The sequence below is a fragment of the Nostoc sp. NMS8 genome (assembly GCF_017115045.1).
Classification (GTDB): Bacteria; Cyanobacteriota; Cyanobacteriia; order Cyanobacteriales; family Nostocaceae; genus Nostoc.
In genome coordinates this window covers 33,728-57,972 of record NZ_JABXKK010000083.1, presented here as the reverse complement: position 1 = coordinate 57,972, position 24,245 = coordinate 33,728, and the positions used below count along the sequence as shown (strand labels likewise).

The 24,245-nt window shown below is 41.5% G+C and carries 8 protein-coding genes; 5 read left to right on the top strand and 3 right to left on the bottom strand.

The features are described from left to right. Positions 1 to 865: 865 nt before the first annotated feature. Positions 866 to 1,378 carry a hypothetical protein gene (locus HWQ39_RS15515; protein ID WP_292846479.1) on the top strand — a complete coding sequence of 171 codons (513 nt, stop codon included), beginning with the start codon at positions 866 to 868 and terminating at the stop codon, positions 1,376 to 1,378. Positions 1,379 to 1,469: 91 nt separating this feature from the next. Here the strand turns inward: HWQ39_RS15515 and HWQ39_RS15510 are convergent, their stop codons facing one another. Continuing rightward, a complete protein-coding gene (locus HWQ39_RS15510) occupies positions 1,470 to 2,051 on the bottom strand; it encodes a thioredoxin family protein (protein ID WP_292846476.1) in 582 nt (193 codons plus the stop codon). 141 nt (positions 2,052 to 2,192) lie between these two features. After that, positions 2,193 to 2,408: a chlorophyll a/b-binding protein gene (locus tag HWQ39_RS15505; protein ID WP_292846473.1), complete on the bottom strand. Its 216-nt coding sequence runs from the start codon at positions 2,406 to 2,408 to the stop codon at positions 2,193 to 2,195. Between the two features lie 216 nt (positions 2,409 to 2,624). On the opposite strand from HWQ39_RS15505, the gene thyX reads away from it, so the two are divergent. Beyond that, the gene (gene thyX / locus HWQ39_RS15500; RefSeq protein WP_292846470.1) at positions 2,625 to 3,347 is read left to right on the top strand and encodes an FAD-dependent thymidylate synthase; all 723 of its coding nucleotides are present in this window, start codon (positions 2,625 to 2,627) and stop codon (positions 3,345 to 3,347) included. Between the two features lie 211 nt (positions 3,348 to 3,558). Here the strand turns inward: thyX and HWQ39_RS15495 are convergent, their stop codons facing one another. Continuing rightward, complete coding sequence (locus tag HWQ39_RS15495) at positions 3,559 to 4,716, bottom strand: AAA-like domain-containing protein (RefSeq protein ID WP_292846466.1); 1,158 nt, start codon at positions 4,714 to 4,716, stop codon at positions 3,559 to 3,561. Positions 4,717 to 5,178: 462 nt separating this feature from the next. Between HWQ39_RS15495 and HWQ39_RS15490 the strand changes: the two genes are divergently transcribed. From HWQ39_RS15490 to HWQ39_RS15480, 3 genes are all read left to right on the top strand, one after another. Continuing rightward, entirely contained in the window at positions 5,179 to 9,423 is a 4,245-nt protein-coding gene (locus HWQ39_RS15490; RefSeq protein WP_292846463.1) for a non-ribosomal peptide synthetase, read from the top strand. A gap of 137 nt (positions 9,424 to 9,560) precedes the next feature. Then, positions 9,561 to 14,318, top strand: coding sequence for a non-ribosomal peptide synthetase (locus HWQ39_RS15485; protein ID WP_292846460.1), 4,758 nt, complete (start codon positions 9,561 to 9,563; stop codon positions 14,316 to 14,318). 2 nt (positions 14,319 to 14,320) lie between these two features. Continuing rightward, the gene (locus HWQ39_RS15480; RefSeq protein ID WP_292846457.1) at positions 14,321 to 24,244 is read left to right on the top strand and encodes a non-ribosomal peptide synthetase; all 9,924 of its coding nucleotides are present in this window, start codon (positions 14,321 to 14,323) and stop codon (positions 24,242 to 24,244) included. Position 24,245 lies beyond the last annotated feature (1 nt).

Here is a 24,245-nt window from a genome sequence, read left to right as displayed (position 1 = left end):
TGGGGCATTGGGTATTGAAAAGAGGCAGAGGGGCAGGGTGCAGGGGGCGGAGGGGAAAACTCTTCTCCCTTGCGCCCTGCTCCCTGCTCCCTTGCTTCTTCCCTGCTCCCTGATTCGAGAAATTGTTAATTTTAATTGGAAATTAACCTATTTAGTAACTTTTCTTAACTGTGTTTACCAAAGTATTTAGTTATTGTATCTAGGGATACGCAATTATTTCTACAAATAAGCGCTAACCTGATCAAACATGGCCGGAATATACTATACCTTCCTGGCAGGCGGTCTTATAATACGGCTCCTGCTGGGTTTATTTTTTATATAAGCTTTGACTGATAAAGAGCTAATCGGTTTGATTAATAACCTCAGTTGAGATGTGACAAATCATCATAGTATTGTTGCAGAGTTATGTGGTTTAACCTTGAGCTAAAGCGCCCAACATCAAAGCACAGTCAAAGATAGATTTATGCCAAGTGCTTAGATGTAAATCCTTAGAAACAGTCAAAAGAGGGCCGCTAAATAATTAATTTATGACAGAGGTCTTCGTGAGTTTCTACGGTTATAACAAAAGCCGACATTAGGATACACTGGCTTTTGAATACACCGGAACGACTCCCGTTGTGAGGCTATAGCTTTAGAATATTTACAAGCTTTACTTACGAATTAGCTGTTTCTAGAAAAAATACCGTTATTGCTGTGTAGGCTGATATTCTACCTGTTTCTATGCGGCTTTGTGTAGCTTATTAACAAATCAGCGGATTCATTAATATTAAGCCTGCTTTACTATTTAGTTTCTTACCCTGACCTTTTAGACTGCCTAGTGTGTTCATTTCATTTTGTTCAATAGCTTTTAGCCCTTATCGCTCCCATGCTGACCCATCACCGCAAGCCCGTGTGCTTATCACTTATTTCCACTGACCTACCAATTTGGTCTGTTGTCGAAACCGCCGCGACATTGTATCAAAAAGATACTAATAGATTCCATTTACTGCTGACCGCACCGCCTCTAATTAGCTGCGAAGTAGAGAGTGTTCTGAGTCCAGAAGACACACTACCCCAAAGCAAGAGCAAAGCTTATACCCCTAGCAGTCCCAGAATTTTGTGGCTGGAGATTTCTCCTTATCGGGTAATTATGACTATGCAAGGTAATGGCCAAGTGAGTTACCGTCATTTTTGGGAACAGGGCGTTTATGGCATTAGTCGCTATTGGTTGCCAACTGAATCATTGCAACCTAACGATCCCATTCGTTTAAGAAATTTTACTAATAGCCTAACTCTCAACGGACATCCTTTGCCGGAGCATTTGCGTTTGGAATATGAATTGTGGGCAGAAAAAGTCCAATTAGGATGCTACATACTGAATTTGGAAATTAAACATTGATAGTCATAGGGAGTAGGGAGAAATCAATTCAAAATTCAAAAGTCAAAATTCAAAAACTCCTGCCCCCTGCCTCCTCTTTCCCCAATCCCTTTTAACCGAAATAACTGGGTTGGTTTCCAGGTTTCCATTTAATATTGCAACCAACACTCGGCTTTTGCTCACTCGTAACAGGTTTACCCGCTAGCACTGCTTCAATTGCTGCACGTAAATCTGCCCCTGTTACGGGTTTACCATTACTGGGACGGCTATCATCTAGTTGTCCCCGATAAACAAGTTGGCGTTGGTCATCAAATACAAAAAAATCTGGCGTGCAAGCTGCTGTGTAAGCTTTTGCAGTTTCCTGGCTCTCGTCGTAGCATAAGGTAAAATTAAATCCTAATTCCGTGGAAAATGCTTGTAACGACTCTGGCGCATCATCTGGATAATTTGTTGCATCGTTAGCACTAATGGCAACGATCGCTAAATCACCTGTAAAATAATCTTTTCCTAACTGCACTAGTTCGTTTTGGACGTGTTTTACAAACGGGCAATGCCGACAAATAAACATTACCAAGAGTGCTTTTTTATTTGCAAAAGTGGAAAGTGAAGTTGCCTTTCCAGATACCACTTCCGGTAGATGAAAATCTGGTGCTTTAGTGCCTAGAGGCAACATAGTTGAAGCAGTTAAAACCATAATTTACCTGATAACTTAACGCTGATAACTAACGGCTTTTGGTATCAGTATATTTTTACTCTAGCACTAAGTTTTCCATAAATTAAGAGACGGTAAATCTACCGTCTCTTAATTTTACTAGGAGCTTAAATAAATTAGATTTTACAGATTTGCCAAAACACCAATGATACCGTGTCCTGTGAATACTTCTAATGCGATCAGAGAGACAAAACCAATCATTGCTAAACGACCATTGAGCAATTCTGCATAGGTAGTGAAGCCAGTGCGATCGCCTTGCTCATCTATATAAACTCTTGGCTCGAGCGCAAAGTTGTTCAATTTGCCTTGGTCATCAATTATAGCAGTGTTTGTACGCATGGTTTTTTCCCCGTCTTCTCTTTATGTAAATAACTGTAACAAAGTCATTAATATTTGTAAAGTATCTTAATCCGATCGAGTAAAAGTCCAAGCCAGAGAAGAAATATGCCGGAGAAGAGATATGATAGTGAATTGAGTTCACAGCCATGTCTAAGCAACAGGCTCTACTCGTTATTTGTCAGCACTTTCAGTCACAAATTCATTCCCTAACAGCTAATGCATCGATTTCGAGTAGAGGTTATTGCCAAAACACCAAACCCGCAGCAGGTGATTTATGCCGCGATGCACCAAGACTATACTGATGGGTTTGTGAATGACTCGCGCGACTCCTGGCCTTCAGAGTCACAAAGCGGCGAAGTAATTGTTAAGCGACTTTTAGCGGGTGAGAGGGGACATTATGGGCCTTTAGAGCATCCCCAGATTGTTTTTAACTGTGGCTACTTTCCCCACAGTGTCATGCAGCAGGCCCGTACTCACCGTGTTTCCGTATCATTCGATGTACAATCTTTTAGATATACGGGCAAGCAATTTATTGATGTAGTAGAAGGAAAGAAAGACATAGAAGATGTTTTTTACTTACGTCCCGTTGGTTATTACACTGATAGACAAGGCAAAAAGTACCACTATTCACCAGAGCAGCGAACAGCAGATTTGCAATGGTGTCTAGAAGCGGCTAAACGATATAAAGCTGATTTTGAGGCTGGGATGTCTGAAGAACATGCAAGAGGTAAAGTACCTTTTGATTATCGTCAGCATTTTGTAGTGAGTTTCAATTTAAGGTCTTTCTTGCATTTTTGTGACCTGAGAAATAAAAAAGATGCTCAACTTGAAATTCAAAAGTTATGTGAAATGATGTGGCCTCATTTTGAAGATTGGACACCTGCGATCGCACAATGGTATGAAAAGCAGCGTCTAGGTAAGGCAAGGTTAGCACCTTAGAGGTTGTTTGAAAAGTGTTTCGCTGTGACTTTAGGCACTTTAGATCCCCCCTAACCCCCCTTAAAAAGGGGGGAACCGGAATCAAAGTCCCCCTTTTGAAGGGGGATTTAGGGGGATCTAAAATTTTTGATACCGACAAGAGGACTTTTCAAACATCCTCTTAGAGCAGATTGTTTGAGCTGTCATTTTGAATTGTTAATACTAGCTCCTATCAAGAAAAGGGAAGATTTTCTAACTGTCTTGATACCCATTGAGGATTGAAAACACTCCGGTAAATCGGATTTTTAACTCTCAGATAGCCGTTACAATTTTCCACCAAACCAGATAGCAACAGTTCTATCTGTTCTTCACTATTATCGGCTGGTATCAAGTTCTCTATCGGGTTCCTATTCTTTAGTTCCTCTACTTGTAACACCTGTTGATAAACGTTTAATAACTTTCCTGCTTTATATTCGTCAAAAAGCAAGCGATCTCTTATGGTACGGAGATGTTCAGGTTCATCTTGGAATTCCCAATGTTGAATAATGCGCGATCGCACCAATTGTTCTATCCAATATCCTTCAGTACCGTTCGGTATAGTAATCGCTCCTTTATAACTTTCTAAAGCAACTTGCACAACTAACTGACAAAGCTTTTGCGTCAAAAACGGCTGTCCTCTTGTCCAATGAATAATATACTGCAATATTGCCTGTGGCTGGGTGACTACTTCTTCTAAACCTTCAAGTAGGGGAATAGCTTCATGTAATTGAAAGTCACATAACTTAATTGCTTTACCAATCTTAAAGGGATTTCCATATCGATCGGTAATTAAGTTAGATGGACTGGCTACACCAAACAAAGCAAAACCCAAGCGTTGAGAGCTTGGGTTGTGTGCTTGCTGTTCATAACAGTAACGAATCCAGATAAAAAAATCGTTGACCGGAAAATTCAAACTTAGCAAGCTATTAATATTATCGATAAAGATTAAAATGCGATTATTTTGAAATTCTCTCAGCAATACCTGTTCAACAAACTGATACAGTTTTTGTACAGGGTCAAGTTCTGATTGTTGCTCCCACCAACTCCCAAAGTTGACCCGTTCTGTTAGATTTAACTTGTGAAATAAGCTGACAATAATACCCTTGTACCATTGTATAGGTGTAATTTGATTAGTACCTAATAGAACTGAATTCAGATAAACACATATATAATTTTCTTTTTCTAAGCGATGAATAGTCTGGTGTAGTAGAGATGATTTACCTGTTTGATGGGAGTTGCAGACGTAACAAAAATCTCCTGTTTTTAATCTAGTATAAAGTTGTTCGTCTGCTTGACGGACAATATATGTAGAGTCATCATACTTCAGGCTACCACCGACTTGATATCTCATAGTCAAGTCAATTCTTGTAAATAAGGATACTTGTAATTTTGTAACCAATACTATATTTCAACGAGTAAAGCAAATTTTTGGAGTAAAAACTATATATTTTTAGAGAACTAAAGAGCGATCGCCCAAGAGATAGATATCTATATCATTTGCAGACTTATCTTCTCTTAGCTAAAAATAAAAATCAAGGAAAGTTAAGACACTTAAGTAAATTCTAGAGATAGTTAAGACAGCAAACACAGAGATAGCATCATCTGATTCATTAAATATTTATTTATCTGCTTAAGTTTCTTAACTTTCTTAACTTTCTTCTTAAATATCTTAACTGGCATTGCGTTTTATTTAAAAAACTGGGATTATCTAATTTGATATATCTACTGGATGATTACAAATAAATTATGATTTTGCTTATAAATTAGTAATAATTTTAATTAATAGTAAAATTGAAGTTGGAAATAGAAGCTAATGCAGTTAGATAATCATAGTAAAATTTTAGGAAGTTTCAGTAATAAAAATCTTATATACAGAGAAATAGAAGTTGCTATTAGGTCGAGCTTAAGTGTAGATGATTGTGTAGTTATAAAGAGAGAAACAGAAAAGCTAAAACAGGAATTAGTTGCCTATATAGTTCCATCAAGCTTATTTGCACCAGAACAATTGTTGTCTCACCTGCAAACAATTCTGCCTAGCAATTTGATACCCACAGCACTGGTACCAGTCTCCACCATACCCCTAACGAATACAGGGCAGGTAGATGAAGCTGCTCTAGCTAGTTTAGAAATTATTGACTCTGACTTAATAGATGGCATAGAGGAGCCATTAAAGTCATTGTCAGAAATTGAACGTGTTGCGGTGGTTGTTGAACCCTTTATTACAAGTATTCCTCCTGTCCACTTACAAGATTTGCTAGGTAATACTCAAGCGAACGCCTCTGAAAATAGCCAGAAAAATGTACTAGCAACTACACCTATTCAGAAGATAGAAGACAAGAAGCTGCCCTCGTCGAAAAAGTTAGCTATTAGTCACGGGGAATCACTGCAATACTCCGAAGACACTCCTAAAACTTTAAAAGAATTACTACAACGAACTGCTCAACATTCAACTCAAAGTATCATCTACATTCAGTCTGATGGTAGCGAGAAAGTTCAATCTTATGGAGAATTGTGGCAAGATGCTCAACGAATTTTAGCTGGATTCAGAAAGCTAGGACTCAAGCCGCAAGATAAAGTAATTTTTCAACTAGAAAACAACCAAGATTTCTTATGTGCTTTTTGGGGTTGTGTGCTGGGGGGCTTTGTTCCAGTGCCAATATCCATCGCCCCGACATACGAACTAGCTAATACTATCGCCAGCAAACTTCAAAACACTTGGCAAATGCTGGGCAAACCCCTTGTACTAACCAATGCTTCTTTAGCTTCCAATATTGATGATTTATCAAAGTTTCTGAATTTAGAAAACTTTCAAATTGCAACTGTTGAGAAATTGCGTGAGTGCGAAGCGGATTTCAACTTGCATCAAAGTCAGCCAGAAGATTTAGCGATTTTGTTTTTGACTTCTGGCAGCACTGGTATACCCAAGTGTGTGATGTTAAATCATCGCAATTTATTGAGTATGACGGGTGGCGAAGTTTTGATGGGCAATTTTTCCAATCAGGAAAGCATTTTAAACTGGATGCCTCTGGATCATGTGGGTGCGCTAGTTTCCTTGAGCATTATGGCTGTTGACTTAGGTTGTCAGCAAATCCATGTACCCACTAACTTGATTGTGCAAAATCCGTTGTTGTGGCTAGATTTGATTGATAAACACCAAGCTACGATTAGTTGGGCACCTAATTTTGCCTTTTCACTAATCTGCGATCGCGCAACCGAAATTAACCAAAAACATTGGGATTTATCGTCGATGCGTTTTATCATCAACGCTGGAGAACCCATTGTCACTAAAGTAGCCAGGAGTTTTTTAAGGCTGCTTCGCCCTTACGGTTTACCAACGAATGCGATTCATCCAGCCTTTGGGATGAGCGAAACTTCTTCTGGTATTACTTACTCTGATAGCTTTTCTCTAGAAACTTCATCAGATGACGCTTTATTTGTAGAACTTGGACTTCCAATTGCTGGCGCTTCACTGCGGATTGTTGATAAAAACGAACAAATAGTTACAGAAAATACGATTGGTCATTTACAAGTAAAAGGTGCATCTGTTACTAGTGGTTACTATCAGAATCCACAGGCAAACCAAGAAGTTTTTACCCCCGATGGTTGGTTTAATACCGGAGATTTAGGATTTCTTAATCAAGGGCGTTTAACTATTACTGGACGGCAGAAAGATGTAATTATCATCAACGGAATTAACTACTACTGTCACGAAATCGAAGCCGCTGTTGAAGAAGTTAAAGAAGTAGAAGTTTCTTATACAGCCGCCTGTGCAGTGAGACAACCAGGAATCAATACTGATAAACTAGCTATCTTTTTCAATACTTTCCTTTCTAATGATGGCAATTTAGTAACTCTGCTTAAGCAAATTCGCACTTCTGTTGTCAACAAAGTGGGAATAAATCCAGATTATCTAATTCCAGTAGACCAAGAAATTGTTCCTAAAACCGCTATTGGTAAAATCCAGCGATCGCAATTGAGTCAACGCTTCAAAACAGGTGAATTTCAATCTATTATAAAACGAATTGATATATTACTGGGTAACGCCAATACTATTCCCAACTGGTTTTACCGTCAAGTATGGCAGCCTAAAAATACTATTACTTATAATTATTCTTTAACTGTTATTAATTCCACTCTAGTATTTCTAGATTCATTCGGATTAGGAGCATATTTATGTCAGATATTATCAGAGCATAATCTGCCATACATAACTGTTTCACCCGCAGAAGATTTTCGTAAAATTAATCGTTCAAGCTACGCGATCGCTTCAGGACAATCCAAGGACTACCAACTATTACTCCAATCCTTAGCAGCAGATAACATAATTATTGGACAAATACTTCACATCTGGACTTATGACCGATATAACGGCGAAGTTAAAAGCTTGGATGCTCTCGAACAAGCACAAGAAAATGGAATATTTAGCCTATTGTTTCTAGTTCAAGCTTTAGCTAAAGTTCAAGGTTTTAACCATTCCGTGCAATTATCATTTATTTCCAGTCATATTCAGTCCATTTCCTCACCTGACCCAATAGCTTACGAGAAATCAGCAGTATTAGGGCTTCTGAAAACCATTCCTCAAGAATTACCTTGGTTAAACTGTTGTCATATTGATTTGCCTTTCACTGAAGTTGAAACAAATGGAGCTTATATTTTACAAGAGATGCAAGCTTCCTCTAAAGAACGAGAGGTAGCTTACAGAAATGGGCAGCGTTTAGTTCCTCGCCTAGAAAAAGTTGATTGGACTAACAAACCTAAATCTCTAGTCAGCTTCAAGCAAGGAGGAACTTATTTAATTACTGGAGGACTCGGTGGTATAGGTATTGAAATTGCCCGATATTTGCTGAAACATTACCAAGCTCGGTTACTGTTGGTCGGCAAAACTCCTCTACCAGATAAAAGTACTTGGAATGAATATCTAGAGCAAACAGACACAATTGCACAACGCCTGAAAGCTTATCAGGAACTAGAACAGCTTGGAGGAGAAGTAATTTATGAAGCTGTTGATATTTGTGACTTTAAACAATTGCAGATAACAGTTGAAAAAGCTAAATCTCAATGGGGTAAAAACCTAGATGGAATAATCCATTTAGCCGGCACTTTCCACGAGCAGCTTGTGCTTGAAGAAACTCAGGATAACTTAGCAGCAATACTGCGTCCCAAGGTGTTGGGTACTTGGGCTTTGCACCAATTGGTAAAAGATAATAAGCGCAGTATTTTTATCAACTTTTCTTCAGCGCACGGTTTTTTTGGTAGCACTGCTGTTGGAGCTTATGCTGCTGCCAATAGTTTTCTCAACTGCTTTTCTGATTACCAAAATTCCCAGAGTCAATTAACAAGCTATTGTTTTGCTTGGAGTATGTGGGATGAGACAGGGATGAGTCAAGGATATCAGATGAAGAATCTGATCCGTGCCAAAGGTTTCTATGTGATGTCTTCTTCTCAAGCAATATCTTCAATGCTTGCCAGCTTGCAACATCAGCAAATGCATCTATTGATAGGTTTGGATGGTAGCAACCAAAACATTCAACGTTGGCAATCGTCAGCTTTTAATTTGCAGAAGTTAACGGCCTATTTTACAACTAGTAGCAATGATGACGATATTGTTAAATTACCAGACTTGGATGTGCAAGACCGCTTTGGAAATTTCTGCACTTGCAAATTAGTAAAGCTTAAGGAAATGCCCTTAACTCTAAACGGTGCAATTGATAAAGACAAATTAGTTCGACAATTTACCTATCAGGAAGTAAACACTCATGTACCACCCCGGAACGAGTTAGAACAACATATTACTAAAATTTGGCAACAAATTTTGGGAAGACCAATTTTTAGCATTCACAACAACTTCTTTGAATTGGGAGGAAACTCCCTCTTGGGGACGCAGGTAATTTCTCGGTTACGTGATGCTTTCTCTCTTGATTTGTCTTTACAGAGTTTATTTAAATTTCCTACTGTGGCTGAATTTGCTTGTAACATTGGGGTACTGCAAATCTTAACAGCAAATGAAGATGCACTTATTACTGACACAGAAGAAGATTATGAAGAGGGGTGTTTATAAAGTGACAAAATTTGAATTTTTGACTTCGTATATCTTTAATTTTATATAGAATTTTCTGTACAACAGCAATAACGTAATAAATCCAATCCTGTGAACAATGCACTCTATTTTTGATACAGAAGAAGGATATTTATAAAATGACAGTATTTGAATTTTTATCTTCATTAAGCAATTTAGATATAAAGATTTGGATTGAAGATGACCAGCTACGCTATCGCGCTCCTAAGGGAGTAATGACTCCAGACATTAAGCAGGAGTTGATGAAGCGAAAGCAAGAAATATTGAGTTGTCTTCAACAAGCAAGAACTGCAAAAAAAATAGCCTTTGAACCTATTTCATCTATTGAGCGAGATTGCTATTTACCTTTATCTTTCAGTCAAGAAAGGATTTGGTTTTTGCATCAGTTAGAGGGTGAAAGTGGTGCCTACACAATAGCTTTTGCTGTAGGGCTGGAAGGAAATCTCAATATCAAAGCTTTGGAACAAGCACTTGGGGAGATAGTGCAACGCCATGAAGTTCTACGTACTCGATTTGAGATTAAGAATGACAAACCAGTACAAGTAATAGACCCCAACACAACCATAACGTTGCCAGTAGTGGATCTACAAAATATGGCAGATAATTGGAAACAAGTGGAGCAACTGGTAATAAAAGAAGCCTACAAACCATTTGATTTAGCGTGTGATTCTGTGTTGCGGGTCAAAATGTGGCGAGTTTCTCAAGACGACTACGTATTACTATTTATCATTCACCATATTGCTGCTGATGGTTGGTCAAAAGGTATTTTGATACGCGAACTTTCTGCTTATTATCAAACTATTACCACGGGGAGTTCTGTTGCCTTACCAAAGTTACCTGTACAGTATGCTGACTTTGCCATTTGGCAACGCAAATGGCTAACAAATCAGGTATTAGAGCAACAATTAAGCTACTGGAAGCAACACTTAACAAAAGCGCCACCTGTATTAGAACTACCTACAGACCGCCGCCGCCCAGCTATACAAACTTTTCGAGGAGGTATAAAGCGATTTCAAGTAGATGTTAGGCTGAGGCAACAGCTTAAGCAACTGGGTCAAGATTCAGGAAGCACATTGTTTATGACACTGCTAGCGGGTTTTGTCGTATTACTGTCTCGCTACAGTGGACAAACGGATCTTGTCGTTGGCTCCCCAATTGCGAATCGCAACCGCCAAGAAATTGAAGGTTTAATTGGATTTTTTGTCAATACTTTGGCATTAAGGTTCAATCTGTCTCAAGAACAATCCTTTAAAGCATTACTAGAGCAGGTGCAGCAGGTTACTCAAAATGCTTATGAGAATCAGGATTTGCCCTTCGAGATGTTAATCGAAGAGTTACACCTTGAGCGAAACTTAGACCGCAACCCACTCATCCAAGTGATGTTTGCCCTTCAGAATGCTCCGACGAATGCCTGGGATCTGCCTGGTTTAAAGGTTGAGGAAATGTCTTGGGGGTTGGATGCAGTGAGATTTGACCTGGAAGTTCACTTCTGGGAAGTTCCCCAAGGTCTTGAGGGCATTTGCTATTACAGCAGTGATTTATTTGATGCGGCAACGATCGCCCGCATGATGAAGCATTTCCAGAATTTGTTAGCGGCCATTGTCACTAATTCAGAACAACCAGTCAGCCAATTACCTCTACTGACAGCACAAGAAAGGCAGCAATTGTTAGTAGAGTGGAATGCCACCCAAACGGATTATCCAGCAGACCAATGTATCCATCATTTGTTTGCAGATCAAGTAGAGCAGTTTTCTGGTGCAGTCGCCGTGGTTTTTGGACAACAAAAGCTCACTTATCAGGAGTTGAATGCACAGACAAATCAATTGGCACATTATCTGCAAAAACTGGGCGTGAAACCAGGTGTGCTGGTGGGTATTTGTGTGGAGCGTTCTGTATCTATGGTTGTCGGCTTGTTGGCAATTCTCAAGGCGGGTGCAGCGTATGTACCTTTGGATACAGAGTATCCTGAAGAGCGTTTGGCTTTCATTATAGAAGACACACAGATATCAGTGCTGTTGACAACACATAAATTAGCTGATGTTGTTCCCAAACAGCAAGCACATGTTGTCTGCTTTGATACTGATGCAGCAGCGATCGCTTTAGAGAGTGAGCAAAACCTCACGACGGAAGTGACATCTGATAATCTCGCTTATGTCATCTACACTTCAGGTTCAACAGGGAAACCCAAAGGAGTCGCTGTTGATCACCGAGCAGTTAACCGCTTGGTAATGAACACAAACTACATCAACATAGAACCGAAAGATGTAATTGCACAAGCCGCAAATTACGCCTTCGACGCTGCTACCTTTGAAATTTGGGGTGCGTTACTTCACGGAGCGCGGTTGGTAGGGGTGAGCAAAGAGTTGGCACTTTCGCCTTCATATTTCGCGACCTTTATGCGATCGCAAGAAATCAGCGTGTTATTTTTGACCACTGCCTTGTTCAATCAAATTGCTCAGGAAGTCCCCTCTGCTTTCAATTCACTACGGCATCTTCTATTTGGAGGAGAAGCTGTCGATCCTAAATGGGTGAAGGAAATACTAAAAAATGGAGCGCCACAGCGACTACTCCATGTTTATGGGCCAACAGAGAATACAACATTTACTTCCTGGTACTTAGTGCAAGATGTCCCCGAAGACGCTACAACTATTCCTATCGGGCAGCCAATTTCCAACACGCAAATCTATTTGTTAGATCCCCAACTACAGCCAGTGGGCGTTGGTGTACCAGGAGAAATTTATATTGGGGGTGATGGTCTAGCAAAAGAATACCTTAATCGACCAGAGTTAACTGCCCAAAAATTTATTCTCAATCCCTTCTTAACAGGTAGGGGGGCAGAGGAGCAGGGGGGCAGAGGAGCAGAAATTATTCCTAATTCCCAATCCCCATTACCCCTTATCCCCAGAGGGGGGGCCACCTTCCCCAATCCCCGCCTCTACAAAACTGGAGATAAGGCACGTTACCTGAGTGATGGGAATATTGAATTTCTCGGTCGGATTGATTATCAAGTGAAGATTCGCGGTTTCCGCATCGAATTAGGCGAAATTGAAACCGTTTTGAGTCAACACCCTTTGGTGCAAGAGAGTATTGTGGTAGTAAAAGAAGACACCCCTAATGATAAACGTCTGGTAGCTTACTTAGTACCTGCGCAGCATCGTCAAACATTACCCCAGCAAGTTACTCAATGGCAGAGTGAGTATGTTAATGATTGGCAAATGCTCTATGAACAACTCTACAGCCAAAATCAAACATCCACAGATGACCTGACGTTTAATATTGCTGGTTGGAACAGCAGTTATACCAGACAGCCCATCCCAAACCAGGAAATGCAGGAGTGGGTTGAAAGTGCAGTTAGCCGCATTCAAGCTAACTTTCCCCAGCGTATATTAGAAATTGGTTGTGGAACAGGGTTACTGCTATCTCGTCTTGCCAAGCACTCTCAACAGTATTGGGGAACCGATTATTCCATCGCCGCCATACAGCATGTTAAGCAAGTATGCGGCACAGTTGAGGGTCTAGAAGATGTGCGGCTGCTGCACCAAATGGCAGATAACTTTGAAGGCATCCCGAAAGAAGAATTCGACACTGTTATTTTGAATTCAATCGTGCAGTATTTCCCCAGCATTGAGTATCTGTTGCAGGTGATCGAAGGAGCGATTGACTTAATTACTCAACAAGGTACAATCTTCGTGGGCGATGTCCGCAGCTTGCCATTATTGGAGCCATACCATGCAGCCGTGCAATTGTCCCAAGCTGCTGAGGATAAAACTATTGAGCAATGGCAGCAGCAGGTACATCAGAGTATGGCCGCCGAGGAAGAATTGGTCATCGATCCCAGTTTCTTCATTGCCCTCCAGACACGTTTTCCCCAGATTGGTTGGGTGGAGATTCAGCCCAAACGCAGTTACGCTCAAAATGAACTAACCCAATTCCGTTATGACGTTACCCTCCATGTCGGTACTAGTGTTCAAGCACGTACCGTTCCTTGGTTAAATTGGCAACTAGACAAGCTCTCGTTCCCACAAATTCAAAATCAACTGCAAAAAGAGCAGCCAGAACTGTTGGGAATTAGGCGCGTGCCGAATCAACGGTTGCAGCAAGCATTACAGATTGGGCAGTGGTTGGAAAATCCCCCGGCTGTAGAAACAATCAAGGAACTGCGGCAGGTATTAGCCCAACAGCCAACAGTTGGGATCAACCCAGAACAGTTTTACCAGTTGGGGCTGCAACTCGGTTACAGTGTCCACCTAAGTTGGTGGGAGAGTAGCCAGGATGGTTGCTATGATGTCGTGTTCTGCCGTAATAGTTTAACGCAGACATCCCATGCACAAGGCACAATCGCCTTCTGGGATAGTTCAGCCGTCACTACCAAACCCTGGACTGATTACACAAATAATCCCCTATATGGCAAATTAGTCCAAAAACTAGTACCGCAGGTACGCGAATATATCCAGCAGAAGCTACCTGAATACATGGTTCCGCAAGCTTTTGTTGTTCTCAATTCCCTGCCTTTAACCCCCAATGGCAAAGTAGATCGTCGCGCTTTACCAACACCTGATACAGTCACGAGAAATCTTTCCACTGGTATTGTTTTACCGCGATCGCCGATTGAAGCTCAACTCGCTCAAATCTGGAGTGAAGTCTTAGGAGTTGAACGCATTGGCGTTAATGACAACTTCTTTGAACTAGGGGGACATTCCCTACTAGCTACCCAAGTTCTGTCAAAAATCAACTCAACATTTGGACTCGATTTATCTATACAGATGATGTTTGAGTCACCCACAGTAGGGGGCATAGCAGCGTATATAGAAGTAGTGAATTTGGTAACACAAAATTTATCAAATAAAGAAGTCAGTAGCGAGGTAGTGGAGTTTTGAGCATGACTAACAGCATTGTTGAATTCGTTCGTCACTTGACAAACTTAAGTATAAAACTAGAGGTCGATGGCGTTAGCGGAGCGCCTCTGGAAGAGGTTCGCTTGCGTTGTCATGCACCTGAAGGGGTATTAACTCCATCGCTACGTCAGGAAATAGCTGGGCGGAAAACAGAAATTATTCTATTTTTACAGCAAGTAAAGCAGGTTAAAACTGCTCATCAGTTGTCGATTCAAACAGTGCCACGAGATGGTGAGCTACCCCTATCTTTCGCCCAACAGCGACTCTGGTTTTTGCACCAACTCTCCCCCGACAGTCGTTCTTATAATGTATTACTGATTCTGCGGCTGAATGGGTCGTTGAATATAGTTGCACTAGAACAGAGTTTGAGTGAACTTGTTTGCCGCCATGAGGTCTTAAGAACTACTTTTTCCACATTAGATGGAAAACCTGCCCAGGTAATTGCTCTTCCTACTGCCTTAACTTTGCCAGTCTATGATTTGCAGGGTTTCTCAGCCGAAGAGCAAACCAACCAGATTCAGCAAATAGCCAATTCTCAAGCATCCCAGCCCTTCGATCTGGCTGTTGGGCCATTAGTAAAATTCACTCTACTTCAATTGAGTAACCAGGAGTATGTACTGCTGTTGAAGATGCACCACATCATCTACGATGGTTGGTCTTTGAACATCTTCTTTGGTGAGTTATCTCAGCTATATGCAGCTTTCACTCAAAGATTACCCAACCCACTATCAGAATTACCCATCCAATACGCTGACTTTGCTTTTTGGCAACGCCAGTGGCTAACAGGCGTTGTCCTTGAGCGCCAACTGGCTTATTGGGAAAAACAGTTAGCGGATGCCCCTGTTGTACTAGAACTGCCTACTGATAAACCACGACCCCCAGTTCAGAGCTTCCGGGGTGGAGTTGAGCGTTTTCAACTAAATCGCGACCTCACACAACGCCTTAAACAACTCAGCCAAGAGTCAAACGCAACTTTGTTTATGACTCTACTGGCAGCTTTTTTGGTCTTACTCGCTCGTTATAGTGGTCAGTCAGATATTATTGTTGGCTCTCCCATTGCCAACCGCAACAGCCCTCAACTTGAGAAATTAATGGGGTTTTTTGCTAACACCCTAGCATTAAGAGGCGATCTCTCTGGCAACCCCAGCTTTGTTGACTTTTTAGCGCAAGTACGGCAAACAACCTTGTCAGCTTATGCTCATCAAGACTTGCCTTTTGAAATGTTGGTGGAAAAACTACAGCCAAAACGAGATTTGAGTCGTAATCCTCTGGTACAGGTGATGTTTTCCCTCCAGAATGACGCGCAGTCTTCTTGGGATTTACCTGGTTTAACTATTCAGAACATCTCTTTACCACTAGATGAAACAGTCAAATTTGACCTGGAAGTGAACTACTGGGAAGTTTCTGGAGGGCTGGAGGGTGTTTGGAGTTACAGTGCTGATTTATTTGATGCAGCAACTATTGATCGCATAGCCCAACATTTTCAAACTTTACTCCAAGCAATTGTTGCTAATCCCAAAGTGCCAATTGCAGAATTACCACTGTTGAGTCAAGCAGAACGTCAGCAATTGTTGGTGAAGTGGAACAACACTCAAGTAGACTATTCTCATGACAATTGTATCCATCAGTTATTTGAGCAGCAGGTAGAACGTACACCAGATGCGATCGCTCTCATCTTTGAAAATCAAAAACTTACCTACCGAGAGTTAAATCAACGCGCTAACAAAATCGCCCATTATCTCAAAACTTTAGATGCGAAACCAGACGTATTAGTTGGCATTTGCATGGAACGCTCTTTAGAGATGGTAATTGGAATATTGGCAATTATCAAAGCAGGTGGTGCTTATGTACCTTTAGATCCTACTTATCCCAAAGAACGTTTAGCATTCATGTTGGCAGATGCTCAAGTGTCGGTGCTGTTAGTGCAACCACATTTAGTCCAAGAACTACCGACACACCAAGCGCAAGTAGTATGCATTAACTCTGACTGTCAAGAATTTGCTGCTTATAGCCCTGAAAACCCAACTAGTGAAGTTACAGCAGAAAACTTAGCTTATGTAATTTACACCTCCGGTTCCACAGGAAAGCCCAAAGGTGCAATGAACACTCATAAAGGCTTGTGTAACCGTCTATTATGGATGCAAGATACATATCAACTAACAGCAACCGAAAAAGTTTTACAGAAAACACCATTCAGCTTTGATGTCTCAGTTTGGGAATTCTTCTGGACTTTATTGACAGGTGCGAGCTTAATTATAGCCAAACCAGGCGGACATCAAGATAGCCGTTATCTAGTTCAACTAATTGCCCAAGAAAAAATTACTACACTTCATTTTGTTCCCTCAATGTTGCAAGTGTTTCTAGAAGAGACAGGACTAGATAAATGTGGTAGTATCAAACGGGTAATTTGTAGTGGTGAAGCGCTATCTTTTGATCTACAAGAACGCTGCTTTGAACGATTAAACGCCGAGTTACACAACCTTTATGGCCCAACTGAAGCGGGAATTGACGTAACTTTTTGGGCTTGTCAACCCAATAGTAATGACAAAATTGTTCCGATTGGTCGTCCAATTGCCAATACACAGATATATATCTTAGATAAACATTTACAACCTGTTCCCATTGGAGTAAGTGGTGAGTTACACATTGGTGGTGTGGGATTAGCGCGTGGTTATTGGAATAAACCTGAATTGACTCAAGAAAAGTTTATTTCTAACCCCTTTGAAGCCGGAAAATATTTATACAAAACGGGTGATTTAGCACGCTATCGTTCTGATGGCAATATTGAATATTTAGGTAGAATTGACCACCAAGTTAAAATTCGTGGTTTCCGCATTGAATTGGGAGAAATTGAGGCATTACTGGTTTCTCACCCAACAGTATGGGAAAATGTGGTAATAGAGCGAGAAGATGAACTAGGCGACAAACGTTTAGTTGCTTATGTAGTACCGCAGGTAGAAGAATCTCCCACAGTCCCAGAACTGCGACAGTTTCTCAAGGCAAAGCTACCAGAGTACATGGTACCAAGTGCTTTTGTATTACTGGAATCTTTACCCCTGACTCCCAACGGCAAAGTAGACCGCCGCGCACTGCCAAAACCAGATTTAGACAGCACACTGCAAGAATTGTATGTCGCCCCACGCACTCCCATTGAGGAAATGCTGACACAAATTTGGGCGCAAGTGTTGAAACTAGAGCAAGTGGGGATTCATGATAACTTTTTTGAATTGGGGGGACACTCCCTACTAGCAACGCAATTGCTTTCACGCATCCGCAACATTTTCAAAATAGAATTACCATTGCGTGAGTTGTTTGTCGCAGCAACCGTTGCTGAATTAGCAAAAGAAATTGAGCAGTTGCAGCAACAAGACATAAAACTCTCCGCACCACCAATCTTAGCAAGGACAGACAACGCAGAATTGCCACTGTCTTATGCTCAACAGCGTTTGTGGTTTTTAGACCAGTTAAACCCAAACAGTGCCTTCTACAACATCCCTACAGCTTTGCGTCTAGTCGGAACTCTCAATATAACCGCCCTAAAAGAAAGCTTACAAGAAATTATTCATCGCCACGAAGCCTTACACACCAATTTCGTCACTGTTAATGGACAACCAATTCAAATTATTCACAATAGGGGGGGACTAGGGATAAGGGGTAATGGAGACTGGGGACTGGGGACATTATCAATTGTTGATTTAAGGCATTTATCCACAACTGAACAAGAAATTGCTTTGCAGCAATTAGCGAAACAACAAGCTATTCAACCGTTTGACCTGGCAACACAAACATTGGTCAGGGCAACATTAGTAGTGCTGTCCGAGACAGAACACGTTTTATTAATGTGTATGCACCATATTGTCTCTGATGGTTGGTCAATTGGTGTGTTTGTTCAAGAACTAGCAGCGTTGTACAATAGTTATTCTCAAGGTCAGCCGTCACCGTTAGCACCACTGCCAATTCAGTACGCAGATTTCGCCTTGTGGCAAAGACAGTGGTTGCAAGGGGATGTATTGCAAAGCCAACTAAGTTACTGGCAGCAACAACTAAAAGATGCACCAGCTTTATTGCCTCTACCCACAGACCGACCCAGACCTGCTGTGCAAACAGACAATGGGGCATATCAAGAGTTTGCACTGTCAGTTGAGTTAACCCAGAGATTGGTAAAACTGAGCCAGGAGCAAGGTTGTACTCTCTTTATGACACTGTTGGCAGCGTTTGATACCCTGCTTTATCGCTACACAGGTACAGAAGACATTTTGGTGGGTTCACCAATTGCTAACCGCGATCGCAGTGAAATAGAAGGGTTAATTGGCTTTTTTGTCAATACCTTAGTCATGCGTACCAATTTGGCAGGCAACCCCAGTTTTAGCGAATTATTGACTCGTGTCCGTGAAATCGCAATGGATGCCTACGCTCATCAGCATTTGCCTTTTGAAATGCTGGTGGAAGCATTGCAGCAAGAACGGGATCTCAGTCATACACCACTGTTTCAGGTAATGTTTGCTCTCCAGAATGCGCCCACATCACAAGTAGAATTGACTGGGCTAACTGTCAGTCTATTCCCAATGAAAGGCGCAAATGCCAGGTTTGATTTAACTTTAATCATGCAGAACACTGCTACTGGACTGGTAGGGATATGGGAGTATAACACTGACTTGTTTGATGCTAGTACTATTGAGCGAATGACTGGTCATTTTGTCACATTGCTTAAAGGTATTATTGCTAATCCAGAAGAGCGAATTTCCCAATTACCACTGTTGACGCAACCCGAACAACAAAAGTTACTTATCGAGTGGAACGATACAGGAGTGGATTATCCACAAGATTTGTGCATCCATCAGTTGTTCGAGTCGCAGGTAGATAGTACACCCGATGCGATCGCAGTTGTGTTTGAAAATCAACAACTTACTTACTATGAATTAAACTACCGTGCTAACCAGTTGGCACACTACTTGCAGTCTTTGGGTGTAGGATCTGATGTGCTGGTTGGTTTATGTGTAGAGCGTTCTTTAGAGATGGTCGTCGGATTACTGGGGATTCTCAAAGCTGGTGGGGCTTATGTGCCACTTGACCCAGAGTATCCCCAAGATCGGTTGAGCTTTATTTTAGAAGACGCTCAAGTTTCAGTGTTGCTCACCCAGCAGCAACTCGTTGACAGATTCCCCCAGCATCAAGCAAACCAAGTCTGTTTGGATACTGACGCTCAACTGATCTCCCAGTCAGGTCAAGACAATCCCATCTCCGGCGTACAAACAAATAACTTAGCTTATATAATTTATACTTCTGGTTCTACAGGTCAACCTAAAGGTATAGCCATGAATCAGCTTTCCCTTGGCAATCTGATATTGTGGCATCGAGAAAATCTGAAAATTTCTCGTGGAGCAAAAACCCTGCAATTTGCTTCGATTAACTTTGATGTCTCCTTCCAAGAAATCTTCACTACCTGGTGTTCTGGAGGCACATTATTTTTAATTGGGGAGGAGTTACGCCGAGATACCTCAGCTTTGTTAGGTTTTCTCCAACAAAAAGCAATTGAGAGAATGTTTCTCCCCTTTGTTGCCTTGCAGCAACTAGCTGAAGTTGCTGTTGGTAGTGAATTAGTTAATAGTCATTTGCGGGAAATCATTACTGCTGGGGAACAGTTGCAGATTACTCCGGCGATTTCTCAATGGTTGTGCAAACTAACTGATTGTACTTTGCACAATCACTATGGGCCATCAGAGAGCCATTTAGCCACCAGTTTTACTCTGAATAATTTAGTAGAAACTTGGCCGCTAATTCCTCCCATTGGTCGTCCCATTGCCAACACCCAAATATACATCCTAGACAGGTTCTTACAGCCTGTACCCGTCGGTATACCAGGAGAAGTTTATATTTCTGGTGTCCTTTTAGCGCAAGGCTACTTCAACCGACCAGAGTTAACCCAAGAGAGATTCATCTCTAATCCGTTTAGCACTGACCTCGATTCTCGCCTTTACAAAACTGGGGACTTAGCACGCTATTTACCTGACGGTAACATCGAATCCTTAGGACGCATTGATAATCAAGTAAAAATTCGCGGTTTCCGCATCGAGCTGGGAGAAATTGAAGCAGTACTCAGCCAACTTGATGTGCAGGCATCTTGTGTCATTGCCCGCGAAGACATTCCTGGAAACAAAAGCCTAGTCGCTTACATTGTGCCTCAAAAAGAGCAGACGCTCACAGTAAACTTTGTGCGTAACTTCCTGAAGGAAAAGTTACCAGAATATATGGTGCCAAGTGCGATCGCGATCTTAGAAGCTCTACCGCTTACCCCCAACGGGAAACTAGACCGCCGCGCTTTGCCCATACCTGATTTACACAGCCAATTATCAGACAAATATGCCGCCCCACGCAGCCCAATTGAAGAAATCCTGTCAATAATTTGGGCGCAAGTGCTAAAAGTAAAGCAAGTGGGCATTCATGATAACTTCTTTGAACTGGGAGGACATTCGCTACTAGCAACGCAACTGATTTCTCGCGTGCGTACCAGCTTAAAAGTAGAATTACCATTGCGTAGCTTATTTGCTGCACCAACAGTTGCCCAATTGTCCCAAAAAGTTCAACAGTTGCAGCAACAGGATTTAGAAATAACAGCATCAGCCATCTTACCGAGGGCAAGGGATACAGAATTACCACTGTCGTTTGCTCAAACGCGGCTATGGTTTTTAGACAAGTTAAACCCGAACAGCGCTTTCTACAACATACCCTTAGCTTTGCGTCTAGTCGGAAATCTTGAAGTTGCAGCCTTACAACAAAGCTTACAAGAAATTATTCATCGGCACGAAGCGTTACGCACCAACTTCATCACAGTTGATGGACAACCTTCTCAAATTATTCAAATACAACCGGATTCGACAGTTTCAGTTGTTGATTTGCAGCATTTATCCACACTTGTACTGAGCGAAGCCGAAGTAACCGAACAAGAAATTGCTTTGCAGCAATTAGCCCAACAACAAGCGCAACGACCCTTTGACCTGGAAACTGAAGCATTAATCAGGGCAACATTAGTAGTGTTGTCCGAGACAGAACACGGGTTATTAGTGTGTATACATCACATTGTGTTTGATGGTTGGTCAATGGGTGTGTTTGTTCAAGAACTAGCAGCACTGTACAATGCTTATTCTCAAGGTCAACCTCCATCGTTAATGCCACTGCCGATTCAGTACGCAGATTTCGCCTTATGGCAGCGACAGTGGTTGCAAGGAGATGTATTACAAAGCCAACTGAATTACTGGCAACAACAACTAAAAGATGCACCAGCTTTGTTGTCACTGCCCACAGACCGACCAAGACCTGCTGTGCAGACTTTCGCTGGAGCGTATCAAGAGTTTGCACTCTCAATTGAGTTAACCCAGAGATTGGAAAAACTGAGCCAGGAGCAAGGTTGTACTCTCTTTATGACGCTGTTGGCAGCTTATGATACATTGCTTTACCGCTATACAGGTGTGGCAGATATTTTGGTGGGTTCGCCAATTGCTAACCGCGATCGCAGTGAAATAGAAGGGTTAATTGGCTTTTTTGTCAACAATTTAGTGATGCGTACCAACTTGGCAGGCAATCCCAGCTTTAGCGAATTGCTGAGTCGTGTTCGAGAAGTCGCGTTGTCTGCGTATGCTCATCAGAATTTGCCTTTTGAAATGCTGGTAGAAGCATTGCAGCCAGAACGGGATCTCAGTCATACACCAATATTTCAGGTAATGTTTGCCCTGCAAAATGCGTCCATATCTGAAGTAGAGTTGACTGGGTTAACTGTCAGTCCATTGATGAGTGAAGGGATAACGGCAAAGTTTGATTTAACTTTAATAATGCAAAACACTGCCACTGGACTGCTAGGGGTGTGGGAGTACAACACTGATTTGTTTGATGCCAGCACAATTAAGCGGATGAGTAATCATTTTGTAACTTTGCTCTCTGCAATTGTTACTAACCCTCAAGAGCAAATCTCACAATTGTCCCTGCTAACAGAAGTTGAGCAACAACAGTTATTAGTGGAATGGAACAACACTCAGGTAGATTATCCCTCTGATAAATGTATCCATCAGTTGTTTGAGGAGCAGTGTTTGAGTACCCCCGATGCTGTGGCTGTGGTGTTTGACAATCAACAACTGACTTACTACCAATTAAATTGTCGTGCTAACCAATTGGCTCATTACTTACGCTCATTAGGTGTCAAACCAGATGTGCTGGTGGGTATTTGTGTAGAACGTTCTTTAGATATGGTGGTCGGACTTTTAGGGATTCTCAAAGCAGGTGGAGCATATCTACCACTTGACCCAGAGTATCCCCAAGAACGCTTGAGTTTCATGCTAGAAGATGCTCAAGTTTCGGTGCTGCTGACTCAACAACGACTTATTCAAAGACTTCCTGAGTATCAAGCAAAACAAGTCTTTTTAGATGAAGCTTGGGAACAAATTGCCCAAAACAATCAAGATAATCCCATCACTGGAGTCAAAGCTTTTCATCTAGCTAATGTGATTTACACTTCAGGATCTACAGGTAGACCTAAAGGTGTCATGGTTGAGCATAAGGGACTATGCAACTTAGCTCAAGCTCAGATTCAGACTTTTGGCTTAGACTCTAATAGTCGTGTTCTCCAATTTGCCTCCTTCAGTTTTGATGCTTCTATTTGGGAAGTCGTAATGGCGCTCAGGTCAGGTGGGACGCTTTACTTGGGAACAAAAGACTCATTATTGCCAGGGAAACCATTAATTGAGCAATTACGCGATCACTGCATTACCCATATCACCCTACCACCATCGGCGTTAGCAGTTATGCCTGGGTCGGAACTTCCGGCACTGCAAACAATAATTGTCGCTGGAGAAGCTTGTGCTGCTGAATTAATTAGGCAATGGTCTGCTGAGAGAAACTTCTTCAACGCTTACGGGCCAACAGAAGCTACTGTCTGTGCCACGATTGCAAAATGCACTGAAGATGACGAGAAAATATCTATTGGTAGAGCGATCGCCAACACGCAAGTTTATATTTTAGACGAAAATTTGCAACTAGTGCCGATTGGTGTGCCAGGAGAGTTGCACATCGGTGGTGTGGGGTTAGCAAGAGGCTACCTCAACCGTCCCGAACTAACTCAGGAAAAATTTATCAGCAACCCCTTTAATAATTCAAAATTCAAAATTCAAAATTCAAAATTATATAAAACAGGGGATTTGGCACGCTATTTAACCGATGGCAACATTGAATACCTGGGACGCATTGACAATCAAGTAAAAATTCGGGGCTTCCGCATTGAATTGGCAGAAATAGAAACACTATTAGGGCAACATGGTGATGTGCAAAATTGTTGTGTCATCGCTCATGAAGGAACTCCAAGTAATAAGCGCTTAGTCGCCTACATAGTGCCACAAAAAGATGTGACACCGACAACAGACGAACTGCTTCAGTTCCTTGCCAATAAACTCCCTGGCTATATGCTGCCAACTGCTTTTGTCATATTGGAGTCCTTACCCTTGACACCTAATGGGAAAGTAGACCGTCGCGCTTTACCTGACCCAGATTTGCATCAGGAACTATCGGATTATGTAATGCCAAATACAGAACTAGAAAGAATTATTGCTGGCATTTGGCAAAAGGCATTAGCAGTAGAAAAGGTAGGAATTTACAATAATTTCTTTGAGCTAGGAGGTCATTCGTTATTACTAGTAAAAATTAACCAGCAATTGCAAGAAGAATTTGGTTTAGAATTGTCAATAGTTGATATGTTTAATTACCCAACCATACATAGTTTAAGTCAATACTTAAGTCCTAAGACTCACAAAAAAGATCCAATCAAGCAAAATACTAATCAGACTCAATTTAATAGTGAAATCAAATCTTTAAGAAGTCAACAATTGGAATCCAGACAACAATATCGCTCTCAGAGAAAAAGGTAAA